Here is an 18,387-nt window from a genome sequence, read left to right as displayed (position 1 = left end):
TAGATGAAATTTTCGCCAAAAATTGGTATCATGGCGGCGTAAATCTGTGCCTAGTTTTCAGATTGATAACGATAAATTAAGGTATTTTTATGACCACCGACTTGAACATTCATGTGATTGACCACCCTTTGGTGCGCCACAAGCTGTCTTTGATGCGCGAAAAAGACAGCAGTACTTATAAATTTCGCACGCTGACCAATGAGCTGGGTCGCCTGATGGCGTATGAAGCCAGCCGTGATTTTGAGATCGAAAGCTTCGCCATGCAAGGCTGGTGTGGTGAGATCACAGGCGAGCAGATCAAGGGCAAGACCGTGACCGTCGTGCCGATTTTGCGCGCAGGCTTGGGCATGCTTGATGGTGTGCTTGATTTGCTGCCGACCGCTAAGATTTCTGTGGTGGGCTTGCAGCGCGATGAAGAGACGCTTGAGCCTGTGCCGTTTTTTGAGAAATTTGTCAATGACATCGAAAAACGCCCTGCGCTGATCCTAGATCCGATGCTTGCCACAGGCGGCAGCATGGTCGCAACCATTGATATGCTCAAAAAGCACGGCTGCACCAACATCAAAGCACTTGTGCTGGTCGCCGCCCCTGAAGGCGTGCGCGCGGTCAATGCTGCACATCCTGATGTGAAAATCTACACCGCTGCCCTAGACAGCCACCTGAATGAAGATGGCTATATCATCCCAGGGCTTGGTGATGCAGGTGATAAGATTTTTGGTACAAAGCAGTTGTAAAACGCTTTTAAGATATCAAGCGTAGGTTGATGATAAGACAACCTACGCTTTTTTATTCGGCACATCATTGAGACTTCCGATATCTAGGCGACCGTTTTGACTTGTTGAGCAATGCGGATATGCGATATTCACTTTACCATCGAACGACTATAGATGCGTACGAGTTATCGCATCGTTCACAACCGCATGGGTCACTTAGAAAACAAAAAGGTAATACAATCAGTTTTAACTTGCCAAATTAATACTGATATAGACGGCGTTTTATTTATGGTTAAACTGGATTTGTTAGCCAAAATGTAACCGCTGCAATCAATGCGATCACGATACTACCAAAACAAGCAATAGATGCTACAATGACAGATGTTGATGGGCGATGTTTTGTTGTCTTGATAGCCTCATCAATTTCAGCTTGCATTTTGGCAACTCTTACCTTGCGTTCTTCAGCTTCAGCATCCAATTGGGCTTGTCTTTCCATCCGCTCATTTTCGTATCGCTGTATATCCATTTCAAGTTGTTTTCTAACCATTTCCACATCATGCAATACTTTTGTAATATCAATTGCCATTTTTACTTTCTCCAACTCTTCACGACTGTAAGAATTTAATTTACTATCATCAATGTACATAATAGCATCATTTTTGCCCTGTCGTCCATATGTTGTACATAAGTTCACAACCCGCACAGCCACTTAGAAATCAAAAAACCCGCACCAAATTAGGGGCAATTCTTGCAGGTATTATTTTTTAAACCCACCCTTTGTTATCATAATAATTATTTAAAAATATCATACAATTATTCGATTGTTATCTATCGATCATCACTGTGCAAATCCAGTGGTGATGACGACTTCTACAGCATTTCTATTGATTGCAGAACCTATTCAATGCTTATCCATCCACATTAGACAATCCTTTGGCATACCAAAGAAAAACACCCCAAAGGCTGTCTAACTTTTGGGGTGCGATTCACTGATGGTATTTTTGTATTTAAATGATTAACCCTGTAGCAAGCTAATATCCGCCACCAACATAAACAGATTTCGCACTTGTTGTAGTAGCGCTAGGCGATTTGCTTTCAGCTTGGCATCATCGCTATTGACCATCACATCATCGAAGAAGGCTTTTAATGGTTCAGATAAACTTACCAAAGTGGTCAAAATCGCCTGATAATCAGCGGCAGCTTGCAGCGGTGCGACAGCATTTTGGGCAGATTTCACCGCATCAAACAAGGCTTTTTCGGCAGATTCAACCAGCACCGACTCATCAACCGCATCGCTCACCGTGACATCTGCCTTGGCAAGGATATTGGCAACGCGCTTGTTATTCTCTGCCAAAATACCCGCCTGCGGCAAGCTTCTGAACACCTGCACTGCACGAATGCGATCATCAAAATCCATCGGCACATCGATGTGCATCGCTTGTACCGCTTGAATGGTATCGACCGCCACGCCTTGATCTTCATACATCGCACGATAGCGCGCGTTGATGAATTCACTGACTTCATCAAAAGTCTTGGCAGGATTTTCAAGCTTATCGCCATAATTTGCCAAGGCTTGTTTGATTAGTTCTGATAGATTCAGATTTAGGCGTTTTTCAATCAAAATCCGCAGTACACCAATCGATGCACGACGCAAGCTGAATGGATCTTTTGAGCCTGTTGGAATCTCGCCGATACCAAAAATCCCCACCAGCGTATCAATACGATCTGCCAAAGCAAGAGCCGTGCCAATGTCAGTCGCAGGCAGTTTATCACCGGCAAATTTTGGCAAATATTGCTCTTCGATGGCATCCGCCACCGCCGATGGCTCGTTATTTAGGCGAGCATAGTAAGTACCTGCCACGCCTTGTAGCTCAGGGAACTCACCAACGAGCGTACTGGCAAGGTCGCATTTTGACAAATGTGCCGCACGGATAGCGTGCTCAGAATCAGCACCAATGTGGATGGCAATCATCGCAGCCAAGCTTGCGATACGCTCTGATTTTTCCCAAATCGTGCCAAGCTTGTCTTGGAAAATACGATTTTTTAGATTTTCGGTCAGGGCAAACAACGGCTGTTTTTGGTCTTGTAAAAAGAAAAATTCAGCATCTGATAGGCGTGGGCGTACGACTTTTTCGTTGCCAAAAATCACTTGGCTTGGATCTTTACTTTCAATATTGCTAATAAATACAAAGTAAGGTAATAGCTTACCATTGATATCCGTCAAGCAAAAATACTTTTGATCCGCCTGCATGGTGCTGATTAGGGCTTCTTGGGGCACTGCCAAGAAACGCTCTTCAAAGCTTGCCCGTAGTGCCACCGGCAAATCCACCAACGCCGTGACTTCATCAAGCAGCTCATCAGGCACGATGGCGACCGCACCGACTTCATCAGACAGCTTGGCGACTTGTTCTTTAATAGATGCTTGACGCTTATCAAAATCAGCGATAACTTTGGTATTATGTAGCACAGATTCATAGTCATCAGCATGACTAATTTCAACAAAATCAGGCGCATGGAAACGATGTCCACGAGTCAGATTGCCCGCCTTATGCCCTTGGATAGTGGCGTCAATCACCGCATTATCCGCCATCAGCACCACCCACTGCACAGGGCGGACGAATTCTTCTTTGCTCGCTCCTGAACGCATACGCTTGGCAATCGGCAAATCATCTAGGGCTTTTTGAAAAATAGCTGGCAACAGCTCGGTGGTTGACTTGCCTTGCACCATCAATTCATAGCCGATATAGTCGCCCTTGTCGGTGCTGATGGTGATGATGTCATCTTTGGTGATGCCAAGTCCGCTTGCAAAGCCAAGACCTGCTTTGGTCAGATTGCCATCAGCATCAAAAGCCGCTTTGACGGCAGGGCCGCGTTTTTGTTCGGTGCGGTCAGGCTGTTTGTCGCTGATGCCGACGATTTGTAGTGCTAGACGGCGTGGCGCAGCAAAAGGCTTAATCGCTTGATAAGTGATATTTTGGCTATCCAAGGCGGCTTTGACATTGTCCGTCAAGGCATCACGCAAGGTCTTTAAGTTCTTTGGTGGCAACTCTTCGGTGCCAAGTTCAAATAGAATTGTGGTCATAGCTTTTCCGAAATTTTTTCAAATAGTATCAATCATCTTTTTTATCGCCGTCATCGTCACGGTCGTTGTCCTGATTACGCTCATTATCACGATCGCTGTCATTGTCATCATCATTGTCACGATCGTTATCGTTGTCATTTTGGCGGTCGTTATCTCGGTCGTCATCACCTTGATTGCCTTGATTATCGCCATCATTATCACGATCATTATCAGCGTCGTTGGTGCGGTCGCTATCACGATCGTTGTCGCTTTGATTGTCTTGGCGGCTGGTTTGTTCGGTAGTATCGCCTTTTTCATCGCTATTATCATTACCGCCGATAAAGCCACAGGCAGTTAGGAATACAGATAGACCTAGAACCCAAATCAGTTTTGTTGCTTTCATTATTTATTCTCCGCTTGTTCGTCTTTTGGCAACCACTTCTCCAGCGCTTCTGCCTTATGGGCTTCGTCCGCCAATGGGAAACCAAGCTTGGCGCGGGCTTCGGTATAGCTTACCGCCACTTTACGGGCAAGCGTACGCACTCGCAGAATAAAGCGTTGGCGTTCGGTCACACTAATCGCCCCACGAGCGTCAAGCAAGTTAAAGGTATGGCTTGCTTTTAGCACCATCTCATAAGCAGGCAATGGCAAATTCACCGCGACAAGTCTATCCGCTTCAGCTTCATAAAAGTCAAACAATTCAAACAGCTTATCGACATTGGCGTATTCAAAGTTATAGGTGGACTGCTCCACTTCGTTTTGGTGGAACACATCGCCATAAGTCACTTTGCCAAATTCGCCGTCCGTCCAGACCAAATCATAGACGCTATCGACGCCTTGGATATACATGGCAAGACGCTCAAGCCCGTAGGTGATTTCGCCGGTCACAGGGAAGCACTCGATACCGCCGACTTGCTGAAAATAAGTAAACTGCGTGACTTCCATGCCGTTTAGCCACACTTCCCAGCCCAAGCCCCACGCACCCAAGGTTGGCGATTCCCAGTTATCTTCGACAAAGCGGATATCATGGGTTAAGGTGTCAATCCCCAACGCTTCTAACGAGCCGAGATACAGCTCTTGGATATTGGCAGGGTTTGGCTTTAGCACCACTTGGAATTGATAATAATGCTGTAAGCGGTTTGGGTTGTCGCCATAGCGTCCATCGGTCGGACGGCGTGATGGCTGCACATAGGCGGCGTTCCATTTTTCGGGGGTCAACGCACGCAAAAATGTCGCCGTGTGAAATGTGCCTGCGCCCATTTCCATGTCATAAGGCTGCAACACGACGCAGCCACGAGACGCCCAGTAGTTTTGAAGAGTGAGAATAATTTGTTGAAAAGTCATGAGTTATCGCCCGATTTTCATGTAGGGCGTGTTGAACATTGATAACATTGTCATAAAATATGATAAAAATTTAATACTTTTCATCAATTTTTGCATGAAAAATGGCTAAATCTTGTTTTTCTTCATCAAATCGTTTGTTAATATTTTAATATTAACAAACGATTTTCCTTGAAAAACGTGCGATTTTTCTCATTTTTCATTGCAAATACCAAAGTTCAACACGCCCTAAAATTAAGATAAAAAAATAATGCCCATTGTACTAAACAACGGGCATTTTTTCCATTCTTTTTCAAGATTTTGGTGGATTTTGTGGGACATCTTTATGGGATATCACAGAACAAATTTAGCATCCATTACGAACGATAGACACCATAATCTGCATACGATGCCGGTGTGGCGTTTGGCATCATCAGCCACAGCACCAAATAAATCAAAATCCCCGGCACGGCGGCACTTGCACATGAGATAATCACAAAAGCTAGGCGCACCATCGTTGGCGACCATCCCAAATATTCAGCGATACCACCCATCACCCCTGCAATCATGCGATGGTTCTGTGAGCGGTGAAGTTTGATGAGTTTTGCCATATAATCACTCCGTATGATGATTGCCATAATGAATTGTTAGTCGTTATTAACGATGACTTGCCAGCAATATGCAACTTAGGTATAATGTTAATTTGTAATATTTGTACAAAGCGTGCATTGCCAGCTGACTTGCTACTTAGATGGTAGCTCTTATCAACAATTTCAAGCGCAAAACACCCCCTTATACAAAACACAACATAGCTTTACAAAGGATGACAAGATGACAAAGGCGAGCAATGCCCTACTCATCGGTGATTTTGCCCCATTGCATTTGGGTCATCTTGCCGACATCAACGACGCCAGCAAGCTTGCCAACACCTTGCATATCGTCATCACCGCACCCGCAGGCATCGCCACGCCAAGCGGTCGCACGCCCAATCTTAGTGATGTCGCCCGATGGGTGCAGGTGGCGTGTCAGCATTTTGCCTTTGTACGAGTGCATACGGTGACAAGTCTTGGCTTATCCAGCGTGGACTTTGATTATCGTAGCAGCCGCCATGCCAATCACAGCATTGATGCGATTTGCCAAGCCTTACAGCTCGATGATGTCATCATCGCAAGCAAGCACCCTTTGAGCCAATCCACCTATCCGACCGCCATCATTGCTGCCACCTTAGATGATGGCTTGATGATACAGACCAATCCTTTGATGAATTTTGACCGTCTTGCACCTGCGTGTCGCTATTTTTATACCCAGACGGTGTGCATCGTCGGTGGCGAAAGCTCGGGCAAAACCACACTCATTCATAAGCTTGCCAATCACTATGGCGCAACTGTCGCACTTGAGATGGGACGGCTTTATACACATTCGCACTTAGGCGGTACGGAGCTTGGCTTGCAGTACAGTGATTATCTGCCGATTGCCATCAATCACGCCAAAGCCATCACGGATGCCACCGCCAATGCCACCGCACCGATTACGCTTGTCGATACGGATTTTGCGACGACGCAGGCATTTTGTGAAGTATATGAAAAACGCACGCACCCTGTGGTGGCAAGCCTTGCCGATAATTTTCGCTTAGATTTCACCATTTATTTGGATAATAATGTCGCTTGGGTCGCTGATGGGATGCGTCGTCTTGGCAATACCAAAGCTCGTAGCCACTTTGCCCAGACGCTCCTTGATATCTTGGCTCGGCATGACATCCACCATCATGTGATTGATGATGATAATTATCACGCACGCTATCAACAAGCCGTCTTGTGGATTGATACGCACATACTTGGCAAGATGCCGACTTATTCTACACGACACCCAAAGGATGCCACCCTATGAAAATCGCATTACTGGATAATATCACTGGCTTTGGCAAGCACGACTGGAGCGTGTATTGGGTGCTGATTTGGTTCAGCTGCGGCTTGCTTGCGCTGTTTTTTGGGTTTTGGACGACGACCGAGCAGACAGCGCTCGACTGGTTTTATTTTGCGGTATCTATCATTGGTCTATTGTGCGTGGTGGGCTTAAGCTTTCGCAAAAATATCGCAGGCAATGGGCTTGGGATGCTTGCCACCGCAGGCGAAGTGGTGGTGCAGGCGACATCAGGGGCGGTGGGCTTGATGCTTGCGCCACTGTTTAATTTCTTTAGCCATGCTTATGGGGTCAAATACTGGGCAAGCAACACCGATGCCGATGGCGATATGGTGCCAAAATCCGCCAATAAATATGTCTGGCTATTGACCGTCATCTTTATCATCGCAGGGCTTTTGCTATTTCCTGCGATTAACCGCTGGCTACAGGCGCAGGGCTATGGTGTCATCAGTGATGATGGTAGTCGTTTTTTGGGAATGATTGACTTTTTTTGGATTAATGTCATTGGCTTTGTGCTATCCATCACCGCACAGGCGACGATGATTTTGCGTTATTCGTTCAACTGGTGGCTGTGGATTCTAGTCAATGCCGTGTGGCTTATCGTCAATATCATGACGGGCAACACCATCTTTGCTATCCAGACAGTGATTTATCAAGTCAATGCAGTGGTGGGCTTGTACGGCTGGTATCGCAGTGAACAGCTCGCCAAAGGCATCCATTGACAGCCAAAGACCGTCCTGTGGCGGTCTTTATTTTTTGCAAAAATCCTTTGAAAATTGCCCAAAAATTGGTACAGTATAGACAATCTTGGAAGTGTCAATAAAAGGAGTTACCGTGTCATTATTCGTCAGCCAAAAATCACTACAATCATGGCTCGATGACTATGCCGTCAGCCATCAAAACCCCACCAACAAATCCATCCATTGGCTATGCGTGCCGGTGATTTTCCTATGTATCGTGGCGCTATTGTATCATGTGCATATTGCGCTATTGGCGGTGATTGCTGTGGGCGTGCTGTTCTTTTATTTGCGGTTATCACTGGTGCTATTTGTGCAGATGTTGGCGTTTATGGCGCTGTGCGTAATGATTGTCTATTATCTGCCGGTGTCGGTGTGGTTTTGGGTTGGGCTGTTTGTCGCCGCTTGGATTGGGCAATTTGTCGGACACAAAATCGAAGGTGCTAAGCCGTCATTCTTTGAAGATTTGCAATTTTTGCTCATCGGCCCTGCGTGGGTGGTGCATGATATGGGGCGACGATTGGGCGGCTAAAGCACCTTAAACAAGCCGTCATCCAAACAAGTTATCAACCAAACAAGTTATCCCCAAACAAGTTATCCCCAAACAAAAAGCCGGGCAATGCTCCCGACTTTTTATCATCTACATCACGGCTGCTTAAGATACGGCCAAGCGGCTTTGAGATAAATCATCATCGACCACAGGGTCAAAATCACCGCAATCACCATCAGTGTATAGCCAATCATCTCAAGCGATTCCCAGTTGAGCAGTAGCACGGTGATGGCGACCATCTGAAAAGTGGTCTTAAGCTTACCTACATATGACACCGCCACACTCGTGCGTGCACCAAGCTCCGCCATCCACTCACGCAGTGCCGACACAGCAATCTCACGAGAGATGATGACAATCGCCGATGTCGCCATCACGATATTTGGATGCCACTGCACCAGCACAATCAGCGCCGCAGCGACCATCAGCTTGTCCGCCACAGGGTCAAGAAAGCGACCAAATGCCGATGTGATATTCATCTTGCGTGCCAAATAGCCATCAAGCCAATCGGTCAATGCCGCCAGCACAAATACCAAAGTCAGCACAAAATAGCGTAATAAACTATCGCTAAACTCACTCATCCCAAGCCGTGCGATGGCGTTATCCGAAATCGCAGGCACGCCGATACCGAGTGCCGGCGGCCAATAGGCAATCGCCACAAACAAAGGAATCATCACAATGCGTGCTATGGTTAGGTTGTTTGGCAGATTAAAAACCGATGCAGGCTTGGTCTGCGGTGTGTCTGTACTCATAATCACACTCAAGAAATTTGCTTTATGATACCTAATTTTGACAGGATTTGCCATAAGTTTTGTGGATTTTGGCGATGATGGTTAATGCTTTTGGGTGGTAAAAATGTTACCATAGCGATTTTGGCGACAGTACAAATGCCAAAAGATTTACAGATTTGCCAAGCCATCGCCAACCACCGCCATCAATCATCACCAACCACCATCAAGGACACGCATTATGAGCCATACAGTCGATACCATCATCATCGGTGCAGGGGCATCAGGGCTGTTTTGCGCGTTCAATGTGGCAAGCTTTGGCAAATCGGTGCTCGTGCTCGACCACGCCAACAAAGCGGGCAAAAAAATCCTGATGTCAGGCGGTGGACGGTGCAACTTTATCAATCGCCAAGTTGAGCCACGGCATTTTATCAGCCAAAATCCGCATTTTGTCAAATCCGCCCTGTCCAAATACGGCAGTGATGACTTTATCGCCCTAGTCAATCAGCACCATATCGCCTATCATGAGCGAGAGCATGGACAGCTATTTTGTGATGACAGTGCCAAAGATATTTTAGATATGCTACTAAAGCAGTGCCAAGACTTTGGCGTCGGTATCCATCTGCATACCGTCATCGACAGCATTCGTGCTACTGATGATAACGGCTTTGTACTTAGCACCACCCACAAAAAAGACGGCACAACCACCACTTATCAGTGTCAGCATCTGGTGATTGCCACAGGTGGTCTATCCATTCCGACACTTGGGGCGAGTGGCTTTGGCTATCAGGTGGCGATGCAGTTTGGGCACACAATAGTCCCCACCGAAGCTGCCTTAGTGCCGTTTACTTTTACCGACGCCACAGGCGATTTGATAAAATCACAAGCAGGGCTAAGTCTAGATGTCATCGCATCCAATGATAAGATAAGCTTCACACTGCCACTGCTATTTACACATCGTGGACTATCTGGCCCTGCCATGCTCCAGCTATCCAACTACTGGCACTTAGGCGAGAGCATCACCATCAATCTAGCACCGCAGACAGACATCACCGAGCTGCTATTGTCCGCCAAAAAATCACATCCAAAACAGCTTGTACGCACCGCTTTGGCAGGTATCCTACCCAAAAAACTACTCACCGCACTCGAAAACCATCTATGGCAAGCGCACAAAGACACCGAGCTTGCCAATCTCAAAGATGACACCCTACGCCAAATCGCCACAACGCTGAACGCTTGGACGCTCAAACCCAGTGGCACCGAAGGCTACCGAGTCGCCGAAGTCACTCGTGGCGGTGTCGATACTCGTGATGTCTCGGGCAAGACGATGGAATCTCGCCTGCAGCCCAACCTATATTTCATCGGTGAAGTGCTCGATGTGACAGGCTGGCTTGGCGGGTATAATTTTGCTTGGGCGTGGGCAAGTGGCTATGCCTGCGCCGAAAGTATCGGGATGAAATGGTGATGTGGTGTTTGGGTTGCATTTTAAAATAATCACACCCAACCAATCACCCCATTACAAACCCACAAAAAAAGCGAGCCGAAGCCCGCTTTTTTTATTATGCTAATTTTTTAATCACAAAGCCAAGCTCGCTCATGGCTTGTTCTTTTTCCATCGGGGCAAGGGTGGCTTTGGTGTGCGGTTTGTCCTTAAGATAAGTCATCGCCACTCGTTTTAGATCATCGATAGTGACCGCCAAAATCTTGGCACGCATCGCCTGTTGCCATGCTTGGTCTCGTTCATGCAGCTCGCTAAAGCAGGACTTGACCGCTTCACCAGCAGGCGAACCCGGCTTATCCATGCCTGCGATGATGCCCAAGATGGCTTCGGTCAGCTGTTCATCATCATGCTCGGTAGTGAGTAGCCAATCGATACTCTTGGTAAAGTGCGCAAAAGTCTCTTGGCAGTGCGGATCTCGATAGCTGTAGAAACGAAACGATGCCGAATTGCTATCAAAGCTTGCACCACCGCCATAAGCACCGCCTTTTTCGCGGATGGCACTGTGCAGATAGCCATTACGCAAAAATGGCGCAAGCACCATCAAAGCAGGCGTATCAGCATGACCTGATGTGGTGGCAGGATAGGCAGCGGCGTTATGATGGACATTGGTTGAGATCAGCCATGCGATGTCTTCATGGCTATCATCATGCAGTAGATGGCTAAGCTCATCAAATAGCATTGGCGTGCTTGATGGTGAGCTTGTCTGACTGCTTGGCTGTGCCGATAGCTGATCGGCGATGATTGGCAATAGGGTCTCGCTCGCTGTCTCTTCGCACACCAGTAGCACCTGCTTTGGCAGGCTCATCATCGTCTGATGCAGTGCTGTCAGTCGCTCGGTTAGCAGTTGCCACTGCGATTCATCTTGGGCTGCCTGCACCAAAAATGCCTTGAGCGTAGCGAGTGCTGGCAGACCCGAATAGGCATATTCAATCGCTGCTTGACGGCTCATCTGACGCACTGCCGTCTGCATGGCATAGGCGTGCCCTGCGCCCGATAGACGAGACTGCCAGCCGCTTTGTTTTTGTTGAAGTAGTTCACGGATGCGGTCAGTTTCGCTAAAGATGGTATCATTTAGCACTTCGGACACGAGTGCAATGGCTTCGGTTTTGCGATTGAGTGCACGAGTGGCAAGCACAAAATAACTGCCCATTTGATCTTTATCATCGATACTGGTACGCTGACTGATACGAGCCGTCACCCCTGATGAGTGCGATGCTTGCACCGCTTGGAAACTGCGTGCATCATGCTTACTCGTACCCACTTCGGATAATAGTGCCAGATACAGTGGCAATAGCGGATTATTGAGCACTTGATCAGCGACTTCACCGGTCAATGGTGTAATCAGCTGATAATAATACAGCCCATTCGTACCCGCATGATACAGATGTACAGGCACATCACCCATATTTGTTGCAAGCGTGGTATGCATGGCGTGGGTAAATGCCACATCACTTGGCACATCGGTCAGATCCACCTTTGGCAGCAGATTGACATCATCAGGGGTGGCTTGACGAGCCTGTAGATCCGCACTTTGCTGACGGATTGTGGCTCGGTCGTTATCAGTAAGCTGCGTATCTAGCTCTGCCAATTTCATTTCTTCATCACGAATCAGGCGAGCCGCCTTATCCGTATCAGGACTCATGGTCAGTAGCACTCGGTGCGGATTGTCAATCAAGTGCGTGCGAATCAATGACTGCACCCAGTTTGGCTCAAATGCCTTGTCCTTGAGCCATGCCAAATGCTCATCAATCTGCCACACATCAATCGGATCGCCACCGTGAATCGCCGTACTAAAGCCTTCAAGCATCAAGGTCAAGCCATACGGCATACTATCACCACCGATATGACGCTGATCAATCTCAATCTGGTGCAAAATCGTCTCAATGACATCATCAGCAATCGGATGATTAGCAATATCAGTTAATAAATCCAAAATCCCCTGCTGCACCGCATCGGCATACTCGGCATCTGAGCCACGCAGTCCTGCATAAAACACCATCTGATAATGGCTGTCATCCAAGCCGAGTAGCGGACTTGGTGCTGTGCCATGCGGATGACTCTCAAGATATGCTCTGAGCGGCGAACCGCTATGCTCAGCCAGCACCCCTTCGACTAGGCGTAATGATAAGCGAGTCTTTGGATCGGTGATGGTTGGCAAAAGCCATGCCAGCACATGGTGTGTCATCTGCTTGCCATCGCTATCACTGCTATAAGTATCTGACACCGCCACAGGGGCAGTCAGTGGCTGCTCTAGTGATGATGAGAATTTTTTACCCTGAGCAGGATGGGCAACGTCATCAAAACGGCTTAGGGCATCGTCATGAAGTTTTTCTTGAATATCGCTCACCGCAATATCACCAAAGCTCATGATGATGGCGTTGCTCGGATGATAATGCGCTTGGTGAAATGCCACCAAATCAGCATGGCTAAGCTTTGGAATCTCGGCAGGATCACCGCCAGAATTATAATGATAAGTCGTCGTCGGAAATAGGTGTGGTGTCAGTGCATAATACAGCTGATCAATCTCACCACTCATCGCCCCTTTCATCTCATTGAACACAATGCCGTGGTACTGTGGTTTGCCATCATCATCGAGCTCGATGCGGATACCTTCTTGGGCAAAATCCAGCGGATGAATGTTGGGGAAAAATACCGCGTCGGCATAGACGGATAATAGGTTAAAAAAGTCCTTTTTATTCTGACTGGCAAAGGGATATACCGTCCAATCACTGGCTGTCATCGCATTCATAAAGGTATTAAGCGAGCGTTTAATCATACTAAAAAACGGATCTCGCACAGGATATTTTTCAGAGCCGCACAGTACCACGTGCTCTAGGATGTGCGCTTCGCCACGAGAAGTCATCGGCACGGTGGCAAAGCCAATCATCAAGGCGTTTTCGCTATTTTGACACGCCAAATGATAATGCATCGCCCCTGTTGTGCGATGGCGAGCGGTCAACACGGTAATATCCAGTGCTTCGATGCGACGTGTGTCAAGCAACTCAAAGCTTGGGTGTAATGCGTCTATCATGTTTTTCCAAATTTTATTCATAAAATGGCTATTTTACCATAAAAACAACTACAGGTGATGTACAGACAGTGTGCAAATTTTTTTGGGGAATTTGTCATAAAATCATAAAAATATTCTGCAAATTTTGCTATACTAACCATAGCAAATTGGTAAACCACCCAGTAAAAAAGGAGCGTATTTATGTATCAACATGTACTACTGGTTACTGATTTAAAAGACGACACCGACTTGGTCGCCCAAAAAGCCAAATGGATTTTGGACGCTGAGCCACAGGCTCAGCTGTCGGTGCTGCACATCGTCGAAGAGACCATGCTTGGCTTTGGCTATGAGCTGATTCCTGCATCGGCGCTACAAGAAGAGATTGATGATACGCGCTGCCAAAAAGCGCGCGTACGCCTTGCTGAAGTGCTAAGTCGCAATCACTTAGAAGCGCATCATGTCAATATCAAAACCGCCATCTCAGGACGCAAAGGCATTGTGGATTATTGCCATCAGCACGCGGTGGACTTGGTGGTGATCGGTCGCCATAAGCGCACAGGCCTGTCTGCATGGATTGCTGGCGCGACTGCTGACAGCATCTTGCCTGATGTTGATAGCGATCTTTTGGTGGTTCAGCTTGCCGCTGAATAAGCTGATTTTTATTTTATAAAGTTCTGATTTTATTAGAATTTTAGGGCGTGTCACTACGCCCTTTTTGTTATTTATTCATACTTTTAACCAAGAGAGAACATTATGTATGATGTCGTTGGCATTGGTAATGCCCTAGTTGATACTGAATTTAAACTGTCTGAAGAAAATCTTGCCAACACAGGTCTTGCGCGTGGCAATATGACCCTTGCCGATACCAACACCCAAAACGCGCTGTTTGCTGCCCTTGATGCGCAAGGCATCCGCCCTGCCAAGCAAGCAGGCGGCGGTAGTGCTGCCAATAGTATGGTGGCATTTGCTGCTTTGGGCGGTACAGCTTTTTATCAGTGCCGCGTCGGTGGTGATGATATGGGTGATTTTTATTTGGGCGACCTTGAGCAGCTGGGCGTAGCAACCGATGTCAATTTCGCTGTACAAAATGACGGCGTAACAGGCTCATGCGCGGTACTGGTCACGCCAGATGGCGAGCGCACCATGCAGACGCACCTAGGCACAAGCAGCGATATTTGTGCGGACAATATCAAATTCGACACCCTAAATGGCGCAAAATGGCTGTATCTGGAAGGCTATCTTGCCATGTCACCATCGGTCAGTGATGCACTGACTCAGCTACACACCACCGCTCGCAAGCATGGTGTCAAAGTCGCTGTCAGCTTTGCTGATCCTGCCGTGATCAAATTCGCCAAAGAAGGCCTCTTGGCGATGCTGGATCGTGGCGTGGATGCGGTATTTTGTAACTTTGAAGAAGCCAGTCTATTTGCCGAAGCAGATGGTGAAGCTGACCCTGTCAATGCCCTACTCAAATACAGTGAGCTCGTGGTCATCACCAACTCAGATAAGCCAACCATCATCGCTTGTCGTGGCGATACAGGTATCATCGAACATCACATCGATGCCGTCCCAGTCAGTCAAGTGATTGATACCAATGGTGCAGGCGATAACTATGCTGGAGCGTTCTTATACGGCCTATCCCAAGGGCTTGAGTTGCCTGTTTGTGGTAAGCTTGCCGCTGAAGTCGCCGCCGCCATCGTCAGTCAGTTCGGCCCTCGCCTAAGCGTGGCGGACTATCAAGCAATTAAGGCTAAGACTCTATAACACACGCCATAATTAAAGCCAAAAAAATCAACCGCTTTGAAAGATGGGCGGTTGATTTTTTTCATATTATCTGAGTAATTTATCATAAATACAAATACCCACCAACCGTCCAATTACGATTGATGGGTATTGGATAATGATGCTACATTTAAGATAAATCAATCACTTATAATACGCATTATCCGCGACGCTGTGGTCGGTGCTATCCACCACTTGGGTTAGCTCAGGGATAGATTGCTTAAGCTGTACTTCCACACCTTGACGCAAGGTGACATCTACCGCCGAACAGCCTTGGCAGCCACCGCCAAACTTCAAGACCGCTGTCAGACCCGCTTCATCTTCGATGACTTCAAGTAGCTCAACTGAGCCACCATGACTGGCAAGATTTGGGTTGATTTCTGACTGTAGTATATAGTTGATGCGTTCTTCGATGCTGGCATTTTCGCCAACTTGAGGCACTTTTGAATTTGGTGCACGGAAAGTCAGCTGACCACCAAAACGGTCTTTATTATAATCAATCACCGCATCATGCAGATAAGGGATGCTTGGCGCATCAATATGAGCGGTGAATTTCTCATAGGTGATGTGCAAATCTTCTTCATCCACTTCATCAGGCTGACAATACGACATACAGCACTCAGCGCGTGGCGTGCCTGCATGCTCAACAAAGATGCGCACGCCGATGCCTTCCACTTCTTGCTTGGCAAGCAGTTCAGCCAGATAGTCTTGGGCAGATTCGGTGATTTTGATGTTACTAGTTAATTCGCTCATGGGGTTCTCTTTATTTGGTATTGGCATAAATTATTTACAATCTGTTTGATTATATATGGTAACATAGTTGGCATTATCAAGGCTATCAACAAATTTTTATTGGATCAGTGATGAACGACGCTTTTGAATTTGATTATTTGGTATTTATTGGGCGATTTCAGCCATTTCACCAAGGGCATCAGCATGTGGTCGAGACTGCGCTGCATTATGCCAAAAAAATCATCATCTTGATCGGCTCGGCAAATGCCCCACGCACGCCCAAAAATCCCTTCACTGTCAGCGAACGCACGGCGATGATTTTGGGCAGCTTCGCCCCACAAGATGCCGCGCGCCTGCACTGCATTGGCATCAATGACGCCACTTATAATGATAATAAATGGCTGATTGGCGTACAAAATGCCATTGAGTCTGCTGTCAATGATACCGCCGCCAAGATCGCCATCATCGGTCATGACAAGGATGAAAGCTCGTATTACTTAAGCTTATTTCCGCAGTATGGCAGCTTTATGGTGGATAATTATAAGGGCTTATCAGCCACACCCCTGCGCGCTGCTTATTTTGGCGATGACATCAAAGCACGCATGGTAGCCAGCGATGTGCTGACCGCCACAAGTCGCGCGTTTTTGGATGCATTCATCGCAACCGACACCTACGCTGAGCTAAAGCGTGAATTTGACCACATCCAAGCATATCAAAGCGCATGGGCAGCCGCACCTTATCCGCCAAGCCTCATCACAGCAGATGCGGTGGTGGTGCAGTCAGGGCATATTCTGCTGATCGAACGCGGCGGCGAGTATGGGCGCGGGCTGTACGCGCTACCAGGGGGATTTGTTGATCAGCAGGAAGATTTTCTGACCGCTTGCGTGCGTGAGCTGATCGAAGAGACAGGCATTGATATTGACAAAGCCACTTTGCTAAACAGTCAAAAATCCGCCCAACTGTTCGACGCACCCAAGCGCTCATTACGCGCGCGTACGGTGACAATGGCGTATTATTTTGAGCTGCCAAGCCAAGCTACCTTGCCGAAAGTCCAAGGCAATGACGATGCTCGCCGTGCTTTTTGGCTACCGCTTAATAAGCTTGATGCAAGTTTGATGTTTGAAGATCATTATGGGGTGATTTGTCAGTTGTTAAAGATTTAAAAAAACAATGGCTTATGTGCGATAACATAAGCCATTGTTTATCAATTTTATCTTCAAAACACCATCTCAACACGCCCAAACAGCGTCACATGATGGCTGTGATCTTCATGCTTGTTATTATAATAACCAGCATCGCCTTGTAAGAACAGCCAATCGCGCCACACTGGCTGACGATAGCTGATGTACGGTCCGTAGCTGTTGAGCTTTGGCGCATCGCCTGAGATATTGCCACCGACATAGACACCGTAGTTGAGTTCGTGCGCGCCATGCTTGCCTTGCCAATCGTGGCGACGGTGCAGACTGTTATTCCACTCAATGGTCTCATCGTTGTCTTCATTGGTATAAAGAATGCGCGAGCGATTGACCAACATCTGCGTATCGGTCTGGGTCTTGGCAAATTCAAGCGTCGTCAATGCCATGTGCTCGCTTGAGACACCATAGCGATAAACTTGCTCAAAGCGACTTTTCAAATCATCGGTCAGCTGCCATTTTTTCTCGCCTTTGACACGCACAAACAGATCATTAGTGCGCACACCGACATCGACATCAAGCCCTGTGGTTTCGCGAAATTTCGACCAACGCAATGCCAATGACGCATTACTATCACGCGCGCGTTCACGGTCATAAACACGGTTATTATCATTGGCGGTGTTCAGTCGCTCATCGGTGTAGCCACCATCACCAGGGCGATCATAGTCCAGATCTTCATCACCGATCATCACGCTAAAACGCTCTTCAAGCGCAGGCAGCTTCAGTCGCCCACGAATGCGCGGCTTGATCGTCGTGCCATCGTATCTATTCCAAGTGGTATCCATCATCACTCGCAGACTGGCACGCGCAGGATCGTCAGGATTGGGCGTGCCAAACCAACCATCCATGCCATGCGCTGCTCGACTCAGCCAATTACGCGCTTGTGTGTGTCGCTCATCAACCCATACTTCCACCTCTGTCTCGTGCTCATCTGCCGCTAGCGTCGGTGTCTGTACCACTTCCGCACTCGCCCACGGCGCAGCCATCATCGCCATGCATGCAAGCACACCGCGCTTATTCATGATCATTTTCATCCTTACACCCCAACTTACACCGCAAAGCCACACTCAAAAAAATCCACAAATTCCCCATTAGCATAATGGATTTTATCCAAAAAACAAAGCTTTTTTATGCGCAAATCAC

At 47.5% G+C, this 18,387-nt stretch carries 17 protein-coding genes; 8 read left to right on the top strand and 9 right to left on the bottom strand.

The window, feature by feature from the left end; genetic code table 11:
• Positions 1–89 precede the first annotated feature (89 nt).
• On the top strand, positions 90–734 hold the full coding sequence (gene upp / locus NGM44_RS06620; RefSeq protein ID WP_371923471.1) for a uracil phosphoribosyltransferase: 645 nt from the start codon (positions 90–92) through the stop codon (positions 732–734).
• 271 nt (positions 735–1,005) lie between these two features.
• On the opposite strand, the gene NGM44_RS06615 is transcribed toward upp, so the two are convergent.
• The 5 genes from NGM44_RS06615 to NGM44_RS06595 all read right to left on the bottom strand — a co-directional run bounded on the left by NGM44_RS06615 (position 1,006) and on the right by NGM44_RS06595 (position 5,705).
• On the bottom strand, positions 1,006–1,359 hold the full coding sequence (locus NGM44_RS06615) for a hypothetical protein (RefSeq protein WP_253222948.1): 354 nt from the start codon (positions 1,357–1,359) through the stop codon (positions 1,006–1,008).
• Positions 1,360–1,728: 369 nt separating this feature from the next.
• Positions 1,729–3,795 carry a glycine--tRNA ligase subunit beta gene (gene glyS, locus NGM44_RS06610; RefSeq protein ID WP_253222947.1) on the bottom strand — a complete coding sequence of 689 codons (2,067 nt, stop codon included), beginning with the start codon at positions 3,793–3,795 and terminating at the stop codon, positions 1,729–1,731.
• Between the two features lie 28 nt (positions 3,796–3,823).
• Positions 3,824–4,177, bottom strand: a complete 354-nt coding sequence (locus NGM44_RS06605; protein ID WP_253222946.1) for a hypothetical protein — start codon at positions 4,175–4,177, stop codon at positions 3,824–3,826.
• Positions 4,177–5,118 (bottom strand): glycine--tRNA ligase subunit alpha, encoded by a 942-nt coding sequence (gene glyQ / locus NGM44_RS06600; RefSeq protein WP_078254010.1) that lies wholly within the window; start codon positions 5,116–5,118, stop codon positions 4,177–4,179. Before glyQ ends, NGM44_RS06605 begins: the two co-directional genes overlap by 1 nt.
• A 353-nt stretch (positions 5,119–5,471) precedes the next feature.
• The gene (locus NGM44_RS06595) at positions 5,472–5,705 is read right to left on the bottom strand and encodes a PspC domain-containing protein (RefSeq protein ID WP_253222945.1); all 234 of its coding nucleotides are present in this window, start codon (positions 5,703–5,705) and stop codon (positions 5,472–5,474) included.
• Between the two features lie 220 nt (positions 5,706–5,925).
• Here NGM44_RS06595 and nadR point away from each other — a divergent pair, with 220 nt between their 5' ends.
• From nadR to NGM44_RS06580, 3 genes are all read left to right on the top strand, one after another.
• Positions 5,926–6,981 (top strand): multifunctional transcriptional regulator/nicotinamide-nucleotide adenylyltransferase/ribosylnicotinamide kinase NadR, encoded by a 1,056-nt coding sequence (nadR, locus tag NGM44_RS06590; RefSeq protein ID WP_253222944.1) that lies wholly within the window; start codon positions 5,926–5,928, stop codon positions 6,979–6,981.
• On the top strand, positions 6,978–7,736 hold the full coding sequence (pnuC, locus tag NGM44_RS06585; RefSeq protein ID WP_253222943.1) for a nicotinamide riboside transporter PnuC: 759 nt from the start codon (positions 6,978–6,980) through the stop codon (positions 7,734–7,736). The genes nadR and pnuC overlap by 4 nt, the downstream gene beginning before the upstream one ends.
• Before the next feature lie 112 nt (positions 7,737–7,848).
• Complete coding sequence (locus NGM44_RS06580) at positions 7,849–8,283, top strand: DUF962 domain-containing protein (RefSeq protein ID WP_253222942.1); 435 nt, start codon at positions 7,849–7,851, stop codon at positions 8,281–8,283.
• A 113-nt stretch (positions 8,284–8,396) separates the two neighbouring features.
• Here NGM44_RS06580 and pgsA read toward each other — a convergent pair whose 3' ends face one another.
• Entirely contained in the window at positions 8,397–9,050 is a 654-nt protein-coding gene (gene pgsA / locus NGM44_RS06575) for a CDP-diacylglycerol--glycerol-3-phosphate 3-phosphatidyltransferase (protein WP_253222941.1), read from the bottom strand.
• Between the two features lie 217 nt (positions 9,051–9,267).
• Here pgsA and NGM44_RS06570 point away from each other — a divergent pair, with 217 nt between their 5' ends.
• A complete protein-coding gene (locus tag NGM44_RS06570; RefSeq protein WP_253222940.1) occupies positions 9,268–10,491 on the top strand; it encodes an NAD(P)/FAD-dependent oxidoreductase in 1,224 nt (407 codons plus the stop codon).
• Positions 10,492–10,585: 94 nt separating this feature from the next.
• On the opposite strand, the gene NGM44_RS06565 is transcribed toward NGM44_RS06570, so the two are convergent.
• Positions 10,586–13,555: an insulinase family protein gene (locus NGM44_RS06565; protein WP_253224647.1), complete on the bottom strand. Its 2,970-nt coding sequence runs from the start codon at positions 13,553–13,555 to the stop codon at positions 10,586–10,588.
• 183 nt (positions 13,556–13,738) lie between these two features.
• Between NGM44_RS06565 and NGM44_RS06560 the strand changes: the two genes are divergently transcribed.
• Together NGM44_RS06560 and NGM44_RS06555 are read left to right on the top strand one after the other, a co-directional pair.
• Positions 13,739–14,188, top strand: a complete 450-nt coding sequence (locus NGM44_RS06560; protein ID WP_253222939.1) for a universal stress protein — start codon at positions 13,739–13,741, stop codon at positions 14,186–14,188.
• A gap of 102 nt (positions 14,189–14,290) precedes the next feature.
• Entirely contained in the window at positions 14,291–15,301 is a 1,011-nt protein-coding gene (locus tag NGM44_RS06555; protein ID WP_253222938.1) for an adenosine kinase, read from the top strand.
• Between the two features lie 162 nt (positions 15,302–15,463).
• On the opposite strand, the gene nfuA is transcribed toward NGM44_RS06555, so the two are convergent.
• A complete protein-coding gene (nfuA, locus tag NGM44_RS06550) occupies positions 15,464–16,072 on the bottom strand; it encodes a Fe-S biogenesis protein NfuA (protein WP_253222937.1) in 609 nt (202 codons plus the stop codon).
• 110 nt (positions 16,073–16,182) lie between these two features.
• Between nfuA and NGM44_RS06545 the strand changes: the two genes are divergently transcribed.
• Positions 16,183–17,214: a bifunctional nicotinamide-nucleotide adenylyltransferase/Nudix hydroxylase gene (locus NGM44_RS06545; RefSeq protein WP_253222936.1), complete on the top strand. Its 1,032-nt coding sequence runs from the start codon at positions 16,183–16,185 to the stop codon at positions 17,212–17,214.
• Between the two features lie 53 nt (positions 17,215–17,267).
• Here the strand turns inward: NGM44_RS06545 and NGM44_RS06540 are convergent, their stop codons facing one another.
• A complete protein-coding gene (locus NGM44_RS06540; protein ID WP_253222935.1) occupies positions 17,268–18,272 on the bottom strand; it encodes a hypothetical protein in 1,005 nt (334 codons plus the stop codon).
• Positions 18,273–18,387: the final 115 nt, after the last annotated feature.

Origin of the sequence: Moraxella sp. FZFQ2102 (assembly GCF_024137865.1) — a bacterium.
Lineage (GTDB): Bacteria > Pseudomonadota > Gammaproteobacteria > Pseudomonadales > Moraxellaceae > Moraxella.
The sequence above is the reverse complement of the archived record's forward strand: the minus strand, read 5'-3'. Positions and strand labels throughout refer to the sequence as shown.